The sequence below is a fragment of the Devosia sp. FKR38 genome, assembly GCF_005222805.1.
GTDB lineage: Bacteria > Pseudomonadota > Alphaproteobacteria > Rhizobiales > Devosiaceae > Devosia.
The window spans coordinates 577409-590104 of sequence record NZ_STGC01000005.1 but is presented as its reverse complement, the minus strand read 5'-3'; the positions used below and the strand labels follow the sequence as shown (position 1 = coordinate 590104).

Genomic DNA, 12696 nt, shown 5'->3' with positions numbered 1-12696 from the left:
GGACCTCTGGACACTGCCCGCGGCCTGATTCATTGTTCGTTAACGGCAAATCGGGCGGCTGTTTCCAGCCTTGCGTTCAGCGGAGAAGTATATGCGGTCGGCGGAGACATCCGGCGTCGGGGCCAACGGATTCCAGGCCGACCAGGAGACGGCCACCGCAGCGTCTGCTGTCCGTTCGGGCCATCGTATCGGCTTTCTGCCCGTCTCTCCCATTACCCTGGCTGTGGCTATCACCTCGGTTCTGGCTGCGACCCTGTTCATCGCCTATGACACGGTCAGCACGCTGATGGAGACCGACGGCGCGCTGGTTGCCATCAGCAGTGAACTGGCTGAACTCGAACAGCCCAGGCCGGCCTTGCTCGACAGGGGCCTGCCCAATCTGCTGGCACCAACGGGCAGTGCTGGCCTGGTGGCGACACCGGTGGGGCTGGATATCACTCAGCCCATGGCCAGCGTGCTGCCCGATGTCGGCGCGGCTGTTGGCGACACCAGCGCAGCGGACAATCTGTGGATCGGCATTGCCCAGCGTGGCGGTATCGCCTTTGGTCTGGCCGCGCTGCTGGTGCTGATCGCCGCCCGCAGCCGGTTGGCTGGGATGAGCGATGTCTGGCAAAGGCAGAACTATCGCACCGTGGCTGCCGCCATCCCCATGGGCGTGGCCTGCTGGACCCGCACCGGCGAACTGGTGGTCTGCAACGACAGCTTCCGCCAGCGGCTCAACCTCACCCTGCCCCATGCCACCTATCGGCAGACCCTGCAGGGCCTGATCAATGGCGGCTATGTCAGCCTGATCAATGAGGACGACAACAATCGCCTGCTGGAGCTGCATGGCGAGGACGGCAGCTGCCTGTTAATCGACGAGCGCCCGCTGGCCGATGGCGGCTTCATGACGCTGGTCAGCGACATCACCGAGCGCAAACAGATCGACAGCATGCTGCAGACCGTGCAGAGCGAACAGCGTCTGCTGGCCCGCCGCTACCACGAAGAGAAGCTCAAGGCCGAGGCCGCCAACCACGCCAAGACCAATTTCCTGGCCCATCTCAGCCACGACATCCGCACCCCGCTCAACCACATCATCGGCTTTGCCGAGATGATGCGGCACCAGACCTATGGTCCGCTGGGCGATCCGCGCTATGCCGACTATGTGCAGTCGATCAAGCAGTCGGGCGAGCACCTGCTGGCGTCCTTCGCCACCATTCTCGATCTGGCGGAATTCGAGAGCGGCGCCAAGGTGCTGCGCAGCGAACCTGTGGCGGTGGACGATCTGCTTGACAGCGTGCTGGAGCGCTTCCATGGCCAGGCCAAGCGTGCCGGCATTGCCTTTGTGCGCTGCGCGCCCTGTCAGGCCGTTGTGCTGGGCGATCGCATGGGGCTGGCCCGCATGGTGGGCAATATCATGGACAATGCCCTGCGCTTCACGCCCAGGGGCGGGTCCGTCACCCTGGCGGCCTTTGCGGCCCGCGATGGCGTGGTGATCGAGATCACCGACACCGGTCTGGGCATGAGCGAGGACCGGCTGGCAAGCCTGTCGCAACCTTTCGCGCGGGGCGATGCCACCTTCACCCGCGAAGGCGTGGGTCAGGGCCTGGGCATATCCATCGCCCGCGCCATTGCCGAACAGAGTGGCGGCAAGCTGGCCATCGATTCCAGCCCGGCGTTGGGGACGACGGTGGCCATCTCGCTGCCACTGGATTCCATGATCAATTTGCAGGCTGCGGAATGAACAAGGACTGGCACAACGCCCATGTCATGCCGGAACGGGCCACGCTCGACCAGCGCGTGGCCTGGCATCTGGACCACGCCGCCCATTGCGCCTGCCGGCCGATACCGGACAGCGTGCTCAAGGTGCTGGCCGAGCGCGGCATTGCCGTGCCGCCTCCGCCACAGCATTGAGCGCAGCCTACAGCGTCCGGGCCTTCTCATACCAGGCAGACGCCGCCGTGGTGACTTCTGCGCGCATCTCCGTCAGGTCGGTCTCAAGCCGGCTGAAATCGGGATAATGCGTCAGCCCGGCCAGCAGTTCCTTGAAGGCGCCGGGCCAGGTCTCGTCGCGCAGCGGATGCACCAGCGCCGAGCTCATCACCTGCAGCACCGTGGCATAGAGCTCGTGGATCTGCGCCAGCCGCACGCCATTGGGCACCAGCCCGGTCTCCCCCAGCCGCTGCAGCACGGCCATGGTCGGGGCCTGCGGCAGAGCGACAGTATCGCCCGCCACCAATTGCGCCGACTGGGCGATGAATTCGAGGTCGATCAGCCCGCCTGTGGCCAGCTTGAGGTCAAAGCCGTGCCGGGCCGGGCGTTCGCGCGCCATCAGGCTGCGCATGGAGACGACATCGTCGATGGTCTTGTTCACATCGCGCGGCCGGGACATCACTTCGTTGATGGCAGCATCGATGGCAAAGCCGAAGCTGTTGTCGGCCACCACCACGCGCGCCCGGCTGAGGGCCAGATGTTCCCAGGTCCAGGCATTGTCGCGGTGATAGGCCTTGAAACCGGCCAGGCTCGTCGCCAGCGGCCCGGCATTGCCCGAGGGGCGCAGCCGCATGTCGGCCTCGTAGAGCACGCCTTCGGCGGTCGGCGCGGTAACCGCTGCAACCAGGCGCTGCGTCAGTCGCGTGTAGTAATGATTGGTGCTCAGCGGCTTTTCGCCCGATGACTCAGTTTCGGGCGCGTCATAGAGCAGGATGAAATCAAGGTCTGAGGCCACGGTCATCTCGCGGCTGGCCATCTTGCCAAAAGCCAGCAGGCCCACCTTGCCCCCGGCGATGACGCCATGGCGGCGCTCGAACTCGACGCGCACGCTGGCAAACAGCCGGTTGAGCAGCGTTTCGGCCAGGGCCGAGAACTGTTCGCCCGCCCCACGCGCGCTGACCGTGCCCGACAGCAGGCCTGCGGCGATGAGGAACTTCTGCTCCTGGCCGATGATGCGGGCGCGATCGATCACCTCTTCATAGGATCGCGCGTCGGCAAGGAACGCATCCACCTTGGCCACCAGCACGTCGCGGCGGGTGACGTCATTGGCAAAGGCCGGATCGATCAGCCCATCCATGACATGGGCGCGGTGGATCACCGCTTCGGCCATGCGCGGGGCAGAGGCCATCAGCTGCACCAGCAGCGTGCGCAGATTGGGGTGGTTGCGCAGCAGCGCGAAGAGCTGCACGCCGGTAGGCAGGCGCGACAGGAAGTCGTCGAACTTGGCCAGCGCCTCATCGGCATTGCCCGCATTGCTCAGCGTGTTGAGCAGGGCCGGCAGCAGCTCGGTGAGATGGGCCCGGGCGGCCGAGGCGCGCGTCGCCGGATAGCTGCCATAGTGCCATTTGCGCACCGTCTCGATGGCCTTGGACGCATTGGCGAAGCCCATGGCGGTGAGGGTTTCCAGCGTCCCCGGATCGTCATCGCTGCCGGTAAAGACCAGATTGCCCTCGCCGCTCCCCAGCGTTTCTCCCTCGGTGAACAGCTCGGCATAATAGCCGGCCACACGCTCCAGCGCGCTGCGATAGTCAGTCTCGAACTGGCGCAGATCACTCTCGCCCATCAGCGTGCCGATCACGGCTACTTCGGCTGGCGTGGCCGGCATGACATGGGTCTGCTCGTCGCGCAGCATCTGCAGCCGGTTCTCCACTGCGCGCAGATACCAATAGGTCTGCGTCAGCTCGGTGGCGGCGCGGGGCGAGATCCAGTTGGCGTCGGCCAGCGCCGCCAGGGCATGGGCCGTGGGTTTGACGCGAAGGCTCTTGTCGCGCCCGCCGGCGATCAGCTGCTGGGTCTGGGTGAAGAACTCAATCTCGCGGATGCCACCGCGGCCGAGTTTGACATTGTGCCCCTCGACGCGGATCTCGCCAACGTTCTTGGCGATGTTGATCTGCCGCTTCATAGCCTGAATATCGGCGATGGTGGCGAAGTCGAGATGCTTGCGCCAGACATAGGGCGCCAGTTCGCGCAGGAAGGCCTCGCCCACCCGCTTGTCGCCAGCGCAGGCGCGGGCCTTGATCCAGGCGGCGCGCTCCCAGTTCTGGCCGCGGACCTCGTAATAGGCCAGCGCGGCATCAAAGGAGATGGCCACTGGCGTCGAGCCGGGATCGGGCCGCAGGCGCAGATCGGTGCGGAACACATAGCCAAACGCCTGGCGTTCCTCCATCAGCCCAACCAGCTTCTGGACGATGCGGGAATAGATCTTGGTGGCTTCGCTGGGGTCCTTGAGCACGCCCTTGTCCGGGTCGTAAAAGGCCACAATGTCGATGTCGGAGGAATAGTTCAGTTCCTGCCCGCCATGCTTGCCCAGGGCAAAGATGGCCAGGCCCGAATTGGCGGCAGTGGCTTCGCCCGGTGGCAGGGTCAGCTGGCCCTTGGCCGCCGCCTCGCGCAGCAGCAGATTGAGCGCAGCATCGAGCGCGGCATCGGCCAGGTCAGACAGCGCTGCCGTGGCCTGCGCCGTGGTCCAGGCGCCGCCGGTTTCCGACAGCGCCGCCAGCAGCGCCGTGCGGCCCTTGGCGATGCGCAGCACCGGTGCCAGTTCGGCCTCGTCACGCGCCACCCGCCCGGCCGCATCCACCGCCTCGATGATGTCGATGAAGGCGCCATCGGCGCTGTCGCCCAGGATCTCGATCAGCCAGCCCAGATTGGCCTGCGCCAGATCGAGCAGGTAGGGCGCCGATTCCAGCAGCGGTCCGAGCGTGGGCATGGCCGGCGCCAGAGACCCGCTCTGTTCGGGCGGCAGTTCGGCAAGCCAGGCCGCGACGCGCGGCGTGGCGATTTTGGGCAGGGCGCTGAGTTTTATGACCATGGCAATGGATTAGCTTGGCAATCCCGGCCCGGCAAGGCCGCAGGCAGCACTCAGGCCGCCGGCAGGTCGATCACCGCGCGCACGCCGGGGGCATTGTCCTCGATGCGGAAATTGCCGCCATGCAGCCGCGTTACGGCATCGACCAGCGACAGGCCCAGGCCCGACCCGGTTTCCGATCGGCTCTTCTCGAGCCGGACAAAGCGCTCCAGCACGCGCTTGCGATCCTCGGCCGGAATGCCCGGCCCATTATCGGCCACCTCGATCAGCACGCGCCCACCCTGCTGGCGCAGGCTGACGGTGATCCTGCCCTCGCCTTCCCCATCGGGTTTGGCATATTTGACGGCGTTTTCGAGCAGGTTGACCATGGCCTGACCGATCAGCTCGCGATTGGCGCGCAGGCGAACTGCGGGCGCAATATCGGTGGTAACGACAATGCCCTCGTCTTCGGCCACCGGGCCATAGAGCTCGGCCAGATCGGCCACCACGGCGCTGACGTCGATTTCGGTCAGCGCGCCAGATGGGGCGCCGGCCTCGACGCGGGCAATCATCAGCAAGGCGTTGAAGGTCTGGATCAGCCGGTCGCTCTCGGCAATGGTGGTGGCCAGCGCCTGCTTGCGGCTCTCGTCCGACGCACCATCACGCAACGCCGACTCGGCCTGGTTGCGCAGCCGGGTCAGCGGCGTCTTGAGGTCATGGGCCACGTTGTCAGTGACCTCCTTGAGCCCCTGCAGCAATTGCTCGATGCGGTCGAGCATGGCGTTCAGGTTGGTGGCCAGGCCATCGAACTCGTCATTGCGCTTGGTCACCGGCACGCGTTCGCTGAGATTGCCGGACATGATCTTGGTGGAGGTATCGCGGATGGTGTCGATGCGGCGCAGCACGCGCCGCGCCGTGACGCCGCCGGCTATCATCGAGAACAGTACGATGCCCAGCACGCCAAACAGGAAGCTCTGCACGATAATGGCCGAGAAGCCGCGCCGCTCGACCACGTCGCGGCCCACGATCAGCCGCATGCCATTGCTCAGCTCCACCGAGCGGACCACGGCATAGCCGGCTTTGCTGGGCCGGTCCGGCTTGCCCTCGATGGCATCGACCGTATCGGCGAGGCTGTCGGCCCGCTCATAGTTGAAGCTATAGGTGCCCGGCTCGCGCAGCACGTCAGGCGGCACGTCGGTGACATTGCCCAAAAGGAACTGCCCGGCGGCATCGCCCAGGTAATAGACGCCCGGCCCCGGCGCGCGGGACACGCGCTGCACAGCGATGGCCACGGCGCGGATGCCCTGGTTGGCATCGAGCCGCTGCAGCACCTGCACTTCGCGGTCAATGTCATTGGCCTGCTGGCGCTGAAGGGACACGCTCGACTGCCAGCCGATGAAGGCCAGCAAGAGAATGGCGAACAGCGAGAAGATCAGGATGAACGTTGCCGTCAGCCGAACCGTCGAGGTGCGCAGCAGCTGGGTGAAACGACTCACGGCCTACTCGCGGATCATGTAGCCAGCGCCGCGCACGGTATGCAGCAGCGGGGTGGCATGGCCCTTGTCGATCTTGGAGCGCAGGCGGGACATGTGCACGTCGATGACATTGGTCTGCGGGTCGAAATGATAGTCCCAGACATTCTCGAGCAGCATGGTGCGGGTCACCACCTTGCCGGCATTCTTCATCAGATATTCGAGCAGACGGAACTCGCGCGGCTGCAGCAGAATGGTCTCGCCATCGCGTTCGACCTTGCGCGACAGCCGGTCCAGCGACAGGCCGGCCACGGCATAGCTGGTGGCGGCCTCGGTGGGGCTGGAGCGGCGCGCCAGCACTTCGACACGGGCCAGCAGTTCGGTAAAAGCATAGGGCTTGGTGAGGTAGTCGTCGCCGCCAGCGCGCAGCCCGGTGACGCGGTCATCGACCTCGCCGAGCGCTGACAGGATCAGCACGGGGGTCTTGTCGTCCTCGGCGCGCAGCGATTCCACGATCGACAGGCCATCGCGGCGGGGCAGCATGCGGTCCACGATCAGCACGTCATAGTCCATGCCCGAAGCCATGGCGTAGCCGGTTTCGCCGTCAGCGGCGTGGTGGGTGATATGTCCGGCCTCGTCCAGGGCCTGCATCAGATAGCTCGCGGCCTCCCGATCATCCTCGATCAGCAAAATCTTCACCGCGATACTCCCGATTGTTGAACGGAATGACCCCGGGACCACTGGCCCCGGGGTCACTTAGCTTACTTGCTCAGCGGCAGGCCGACAAACCGGGCCTCGCCATCACGGCTGGCCTTGATCAGCGCCGTGTTGAGACCCTTGGCCTTGACCGCGTCGATGGCCGCCTCGAACTCGTCGAGCGTGGACACCGGCGTGTTGTTGACTTCCAGGATGGCGTCGCCAACGGCAAAGCCCTTCTGTGCCGCCTGCGATTCCGGATCCACGTCCTGGATCAGCAGGCCGCCATTGCCGTCACCATTGGGCACCAGCGTCAGGCCGACGCTGGACTTGCTGGGGAGCGGTGCGGGCGGAACCGGCTTGTCCTGGTTCTGGTCGGGGGCATCGGCAGCGGCTTCATTGAGCACCTGCAGCTTGACCGACAGCTTGGACTCCGCGCCATCGCGCCAGATGGTCAGCTCGACACTGGAGTCGGGCTTCTTGCCGGCAATGGTCCGGCTGAGGTCGAGTGCGTCATCGATCTGGTCGCCATCAACGGCGGTGATGATGTCGCCGGACTTGATGCCGGCCTTTTCGGCCGGGCCGTCGGCAACCGGCTCACGCACGATGGCGCCCTTGGCCGCGGTCAGGCCGACGCCGTCGGCGATGTCACGGGTCACGTCCTGGATGGACACGCCCAGATAGCCGCGAGTCACCGAGCCGCTGTCGATCAGCTGCTGCACGATGGTCTTGACGGTGGAGGCCGGGATAGCGAAGGCGATGCCGACATTGCCGCCGTTGGGCGAATAGATGGCCGTGTTGACGCCGACCACCTGGCCCTTGGTGTTGAAGGCCGGGCCACCGGAGTTGCCGGTATTCACAGCCGCGTCGATCTGCAGGAAATCGCCGTAGTTGGAGCCGCCGATATTGCGGCCCGAACCCGAGATCACGCCCACGGTCACGGTGCCACCCAGGCCAAAGGGATTACCCACGGCCACGACCCAGTCACCGATGCGGCTCGCCTCGTCCTCGAAGCTGACGAAGGGCAGGTCGGTGCCGTCGATCTTGAGAACGGCAAGGTCGGTGCGCTTGTCGGTGCCCACGATGGTGGCGACCTTTTCGGTGCCGTCGTCGAACACGACCGTCACCTTGGTGGCGTCTTCAACCACATGGTTATTGGTGACGACATAGCCGTCGCCGGAGATCACAAAGCCAGAACCGGCAGCCATGTAGTGGCGCGGTGCGGGCGCTTCGCCATTGCCGCCAGGACCGCCCTGACCGAACTGGTTGAAGAAGTCCTTGAAGGGATGCCCATCGGGAAGGTCGGGGAAGTTGAAGTCGAACTGGCCATTGGGGCCGCGCTGCACCCTCTGGGCGCTCTCCTCGGCTTCCACCAGGATCGACACCACGGCGGGCTTGACCGCAGCGACCAGGTCCGCAAAGCCGGCATGCGGCGCAGCGGAATCGGGCACGATGATCTGCGCGGCATTCTGCACCTGCGCATTGGCAGCCTGTCCGGTAATGACATAGGCGGTGGACACGCCACCGATACCGACCATCAGCGCCAGGGCTGATGCACCGAGCCAGCGGCTGGTACGCTTGATAATGGACGAGCGCATCTAAGATATTCTCCTTCGGCAAGCCCTCAACAGCTTGTGCCGACAGGTATGACCCAGCCCAGCTTTCTAAGACGTTGCGCTCACATTAAGGTTTGGCAATGTTGCAGGCGGGAATGCGGCAGCACCTTGACGGCGCGGAGACTGCGCCTAGCGCAGCTCGTCGAGCGCAGCCTGTTCCTCGGCGCTCAAAGGCGCGCTCTTGGCCGGCCGCCGGCGGAGACTGACCAGAAACAGCGTCAACAGCCCACCACCCAGCAACACTGGCGCGGCGATCCACAACACCAATGTGTGATCGTTGAGGCGCGGGTTGAGCAGCACGAACTCGCCATAGCGATCCACCAGGAACTGGCGCACCTGTTCGTCGCTGTCGCCGGCCACCAGGCGCTCGCGCACCAGCAGCCGCAGATCGCGGGCGAGGTCGGCATCGCTGTCGTCGATCGACTGGTTCTGGCAGACGAGGCACCGCAACCCGGCCGAGATGGCGCGGGCGCGGGCTTCCATCGCGGCATCGGGCAAGACTTCATCGGGGCTGACAGCCAGGGCGCCGCTGCTCAGCAGCAGGCCCATTGCCAGCACCAGGGCGCGCAGCGCCCGCATGCCCGTCATGGCGCGGCCTCGGCGGCCAGCTTGGCCGCGCGGCGCGGCGCGCCAACGCGCACGCGGCGATCGGTCAGCGAGACAACGCCGGCCAGGGCCATCAGCAGCGCCCCCAGCCAGATCAGGGTGATATAGGGCTTGTGCCAGATGCGCACGACATGAGTATCGTTGAGCGGCTCGCCCAGCTGCAGATAGAGCTGGGAGAAGCCATAGGTCTCGATGGCCGCTTCTGTCGTCGGCATGCCAGTGGCCACGTAAGTGCGGCGGTCAGCCATGGTCTGGCGCGTGCCGCCGCCCGGCGCGGTGATGGTGAAATGGGCTTCGTCGGCCATATAGTTGGGGCCGGGCTGCTTGCCGAAGCTGTCAAAGGCAATGGTATAGCCCGAGAGCTCGGCGCTTTCGCCCGGGTTCATTGTCGTCACCAGTTCGGTCTGCCAGGCCGTGGTCGCTACAATGCCCAGCACGGTCACACCCATGCCGAAATGGGCGATGGCGGTGGACCAGGCGGTGCGCGGCAGGCCCATCAGGCGGCGCAGGCTGTCGCCCAGCGGAATGCGGCCGAGCTTGCTGCGATCAACCAGCTCAGCGATAGCGCCGAAGGCCACCCAGAAGCCGAGCAGCAGGCCCAGCGGCGCCAGCGAGATCGAGACGCCACCCAAAGCCGAGATCAATATGGTGACAAAGACCGTCAGCGCCGCGGCGCCGATCAGGCGCTGAGCCGCCGCGACCACATCGGCCCGCTTCCAGGCCAGCATGGGGCCAAAGGGCAGCACCAGCAGCAGCGGCGCCATCAGCGCCCCAAAAGTCAGGTTGAAAAAGGGCGCGCCCACCGAAATGGACGTGCCCATCAGCGCGTCGAGCAGCAGTGGATAGAGCGTGCCCACCAGCACTGCCCCCACTGCCGTAGCGAGGAACAGGTTGTTCAGGATCAGCGCGCCTTCGCGGCTCACCGGCGCAAACAGCCCGCCCTGGCGCAGCGAAGAGGCCCGCATGGCGAAGAGGAAAAAGGCGCCGCCGATGACCAGAGCCAGCAACGTCAGGATGACGAGGCCGCGCGTGGGATCACTGGCAAAAGTATGCACCGAGGTCAGGATGCCCGAGCGCACCATGAAGGTGCCCAGCAGCGACAGCGAGAAGGTGATGATGGACAAAAAGATCGTCCAGATCTTGAGCGCATTGCGCTTTTCCATCACCAGCGCGGAATGCAGCAGCGCCGTGCCGGCCAGCCAGGGCATGAAACTGGCGTTTTCCACCGGATCCCAGAACCACCAGCCGCCCCAACCCAGTTCGTAATAGGCCCAGTAGGAGCCCATGGCGATGCCCAGGGTCAAAAAGGTCCAGCTCAGCATGGTCCAGGGCCGCACCCAGCGCGCCCAGGCCTGGTCGATGCGGCCCGAGATCAGCGCGGCAATGGCAAACGAGAAGCAGATCGAAAAGCCGACATAGCCGGCGTAGAGCAGCGGCGGATGGATGGCCAGGCCGATGTCCTGCAGCACCGGATTGAGGTCATTGCCCTCCATCGGCGCCGGAAACACGCGCAGGAAGGGATTGGAGGTGAAGATGGTAAAGCCCGTAAAGGCCGCCGTCAGCAGGCTCTGCGTGGCCAGCACCAGTGTGAGCAGATCATTGGGCAGCCGTCGGCCAAAGGCCGCCACCATGGCGCCAAAGGCGACAAGGATGAAGATCCACAGCACCATGGACCCCTCGTGATTGCCCCAGACGCCGGAGATCTTGAAGATCAGCGGCTTGAGCGAATGCGAGTTGTTGACGGCCAGCAGCAGCGAGAAATCGGAGGTGATGAAGGCCTGGATCAGCGCCAGGAACGCCACAGCCACCAGCACGAACTGCAGGATCGCCGCCTGGCTCAGCACCTGGGCAATGCGACGGCCGCTGCGCCAGAACAGATAGCCGCCCAGCGCGCCACCGGTGGCAATGGCAAAGGCCAGGATGAGGGCGAAGTGTCCGAGTTCAATGCTCACTTGGTGGCCGGCTCCCGCCATTCGCCGCTGGCCTTGAGGGCGTCGACGACTTCCTTGGGAATATAGTTCTCGTCATGCTTGGCCAGCACATTGGTGGCGGTAAAGCCGCCATCGGGGTCCATGGCGCCCTCGGCGACCACGCCCTGGCCTTCGCGGAACAGGTCGGGCAGCAGGCCGACATAATGCACGGTGATGGTGCTGGCGTTGTCGGTCACCACAAAGGTGTTGTTCTGGCCATCGCGCACCCAACTGTCGGCTTCGACCAGGCCGCCCAGGCGAATGGGCTGGCCGGCAGGTACATGGCGCGCGGCAATGTCTGAAGGGGCATAAAAGAAGACGATCTGGTCGCGCAGCGCCACCAGCACCAGCGTGGTGGCCAGCGCCAGCACCACCGCCAGCCCGGCGATGACGGCGAGGCGCTTCTGCTTGCGGCTCCAGCCGCGCTTGCGCGCCGTTTGGCTCATGGTCATGGCGTTGCTCCCTTGATGGTGAGGCCGGCACTGAGCGCCAGGCTGTCGAGATCGCCGCGGTCGAAGGCCTGGGGATAGGCGGTGACGGCTTTGTCGAAGGCGGCCTGCGCCTTGTCCTTATCGCCGAGCACCAGATAGGCGCGCACCAATTGCGTCCATTCGGCGACGCTGCCGCCATTGGCATCGAGCCGTTCGGCAAGACCCGAGACCATCTGGCCGATCATCTCGGCTTCGGGCCCGCTGGTGGGCACGCCATTGCCGGCTGGGGCGACACCCTCGTTCTGGGCAACGGCCAGACCCTGCTGCGCCGCCGGCAGCCAGGCCTCGTCGCCCTTGGCCAAGGCCAGCACTTCGGTCCAGGCGGTGGTGGCAGCGGGATAGTCGCCCTGGCGGGTGAGTTCGGCGGCCAGATAGAGCCGCGAGCGGACATGGGTGGGGTCGCTGGCCGCTGCGGAACGCAGCAGGTCCATGGCCTCGGGCGAGCCGGCGTCGGTGGCCCCGAACAGCAACGCCTCGGCCAGGCTGGTCTCTAGGTCCGGCGTCGCGCCGCCCAGTTCGATGGCCTTGCGATAGGCCCTGGCGGCATCGGCATAGCGACCCATTTCGAGATAGGCCGGGGCAATCACCGTCCAGCCGCGCAGATCGTCGGGCTTGTCGGCCAGGGCCTTTTCGATGCTGGCAATGGCGCCGTCGAGATCGATCGACTGGGCTGCGACATCGGCGCGGTCGGCCAGCGGTGCGCTGGGCATGTCGGGGCGACCGAGAAAACCATAGACGACGAAACTCATCGCCGCGACGCCGGCCAATCCGACCAGCAGCGGCACGCGTCCCACCTCGGCCTTGCCCGGTTTCGCCTTGCCGGCATCAGCCTTGTGGCGCAGGATTTCGCGCGCCAGTTCGCCCCGCGCGGCTTCGGCTTCGCTCTCGGCCAGCTTGCCAGCGGCGACATCGGCGTCAATCCCCGCCAGCACAAGGCGAAAATGACTGTTGGCAGCCTCCGAATCCGGCGCAGCCGCGTTGACCATCTGCGGGCCGGCTGCGTAAAAAAGTGCAGCGCAGGCAATGGCGGTAACGGCTATGGCAATCAACCAGAAGATCATGGGCCAACAGTGCTTGACGCCGGCA

10 protein-coding genes are annotated in these 12696 nt (G+C 65.6%); 2 read left to right on the top strand and 8 right to left on the bottom strand.

All coding sequences use genetic code 11. From position 1 onward, the window contains the following. The first annotated feature begins 91 nt into the window (after nucleotides 1-91). Nucleotides 92-1723 (top strand): PAS domain-containing sensor histidine kinase, encoded by a 1632-nt coding sequence (locus E8M79_RS07960; RefSeq protein WP_137151405.1) that lies wholly within the window; start codon nucleotides 92-94, stop codon nucleotides 1721-1723. Further along, on the top strand, nucleotides 1720-1893 hold the full coding sequence (locus E8M79_RS18375; RefSeq protein WP_171015781.1) for a hypothetical protein: 174 nt from the start codon (nucleotides 1720-1722) through the stop codon (nucleotides 1891-1893). The genes E8M79_RS07960 and E8M79_RS18375 overlap by 4 nt, the downstream gene beginning before the upstream one ends. Before the next feature lie 7 nt (nucleotides 1894-1900). Here the strand turns inward: E8M79_RS18375 and E8M79_RS07955 are convergent, their stop codons facing one another. The 8 genes from E8M79_RS07955 to ccmI all read right to left on the bottom strand — a co-directional run bounded on the left by E8M79_RS07955 (nucleotide 1901) and on the right by ccmI (nucleotide 12671). Next, a complete protein-coding gene (locus E8M79_RS07955) occupies nucleotides 1901-4783 on the bottom strand; it encodes a bifunctional [glutamine synthetase] adenylyltransferase/[glutamine synthetase]-adenylyl-L-tyrosine phosphorylase (RefSeq protein ID WP_137151404.1) in 2883 nt (960 codons plus the stop codon). Nucleotides 4784-4833: 50 nt separating this feature from the next. Continuing rightward, nucleotides 4834-6255: a HAMP domain-containing sensor histidine kinase gene (locus E8M79_RS07950; protein ID WP_137151403.1), complete on the bottom strand. Its 1422-nt coding sequence runs from the start codon at nucleotides 6253-6255 to the stop codon at nucleotides 4834-4836. Between the two features lie 3 nt (nucleotides 6256-6258). Then, nucleotides 6259-6930, bottom strand: a complete 672-nt coding sequence (locus E8M79_RS07945) for a response regulator transcription factor (protein WP_137151402.1) — start codon at nucleotides 6928-6930, stop codon at nucleotides 6259-6261. Nucleotides 6931-6992: 62 nt separating this feature from the next. Continuing rightward, on the bottom strand, nucleotides 6993-8525 hold the full coding sequence (locus E8M79_RS07940; protein ID WP_137151401.1) for a Do family serine endopeptidase: 1533 nt from the start codon (nucleotides 8523-8525) through the stop codon (nucleotides 6993-6995). A 147-nt stretch (nucleotides 8526-8672) separates the two neighbouring features. Beyond that, nucleotides 8673-9131, bottom strand: a complete 459-nt coding sequence (locus tag E8M79_RS07935; protein WP_137151400.1) for a cytochrome c-type biogenesis protein — start codon at nucleotides 9129-9131, stop codon at nucleotides 8673-8675. Continuing rightward, on the bottom strand, nucleotides 9128-11101 hold the full coding sequence (locus tag E8M79_RS07930; RefSeq protein WP_137151399.1) for a heme lyase CcmF/NrfE family subunit: 1974 nt from the start codon (nucleotides 11099-11101) through the stop codon (nucleotides 9128-9130). The genes E8M79_RS07935 and E8M79_RS07930 overlap by 4 nt, the downstream gene beginning before the upstream one ends. Beyond that, nucleotides 11098-11571 carry a cytochrome c maturation protein CcmE gene (gene ccmE, locus E8M79_RS07925; protein ID WP_137151398.1) on the bottom strand — a complete coding sequence of 158 codons (474 nt, stop codon included), beginning with the start codon at nucleotides 11569-11571 and terminating at the stop codon, nucleotides 11098-11100. The genes E8M79_RS07930 and ccmE overlap by 4 nt, the downstream gene beginning before the upstream one ends. Then, nucleotides 11568-12671 (bottom strand): c-type cytochrome biogenesis protein CcmI, encoded by a 1104-nt coding sequence (ccmI, locus tag E8M79_RS07920; RefSeq protein WP_171015780.1) that lies wholly within the window; start codon nucleotides 12669-12671, stop codon nucleotides 11568-11570. The genes ccmE and ccmI overlap by 4 nt, the downstream gene beginning before the upstream one ends. Between the last annotated feature and the right edge of the window lie 25 nt (nucleotides 12672-12696).

Bases quoted from the DNA above. Each gene is read 5' to 3' on its own strand.
- E8M79_RS07960 (WP_137151405.1), top strand. From the start codon at position 92: ATGCGGTCGGCGGAGACATCCGGCGTCGGGGCCAACGGATTCCAGGCC.
- E8M79_RS18375 (WP_171015781.1), top strand. From the start codon at position 1,720: ATGAACAAGGACTGGCACAACGCCCATGTCATGCCGGAACGGGCCACG.
- E8M79_RS07955 (WP_137151404.1), bottom strand. From the start codon at position 4,783: ATGGTCATAAAACTCAGCGCCCTGCCCAAAATCGCCACGCCGCGCGTC.
- E8M79_RS07940 (WP_137151401.1), bottom strand. From the start codon at position 8,525: ATGCGCTCGTCCATTATCAAGCGTACCAGCCGCTGGCTCGGTGCATCA.
- E8M79_RS07935 (WP_137151400.1), bottom strand. From the start codon at position 9,131: ATGACGGGCATGCGGGCGCTGCGCGCCCTGGTGCTGGCAATGGGCCTG.
- ccmE (WP_137151398.1), bottom strand. From the start codon at position 11,571: ATGACCATGAGCCAAACGGCGCGCAAGCGCGGCTGGAGCCGCAAGCAG.
- ccmI (WP_171015780.1), bottom strand. From the start codon at position 12,671: ATGATCTTCTGGTTGATTGCCATAGCCGTTACCGCCATTGCCTGCGCT.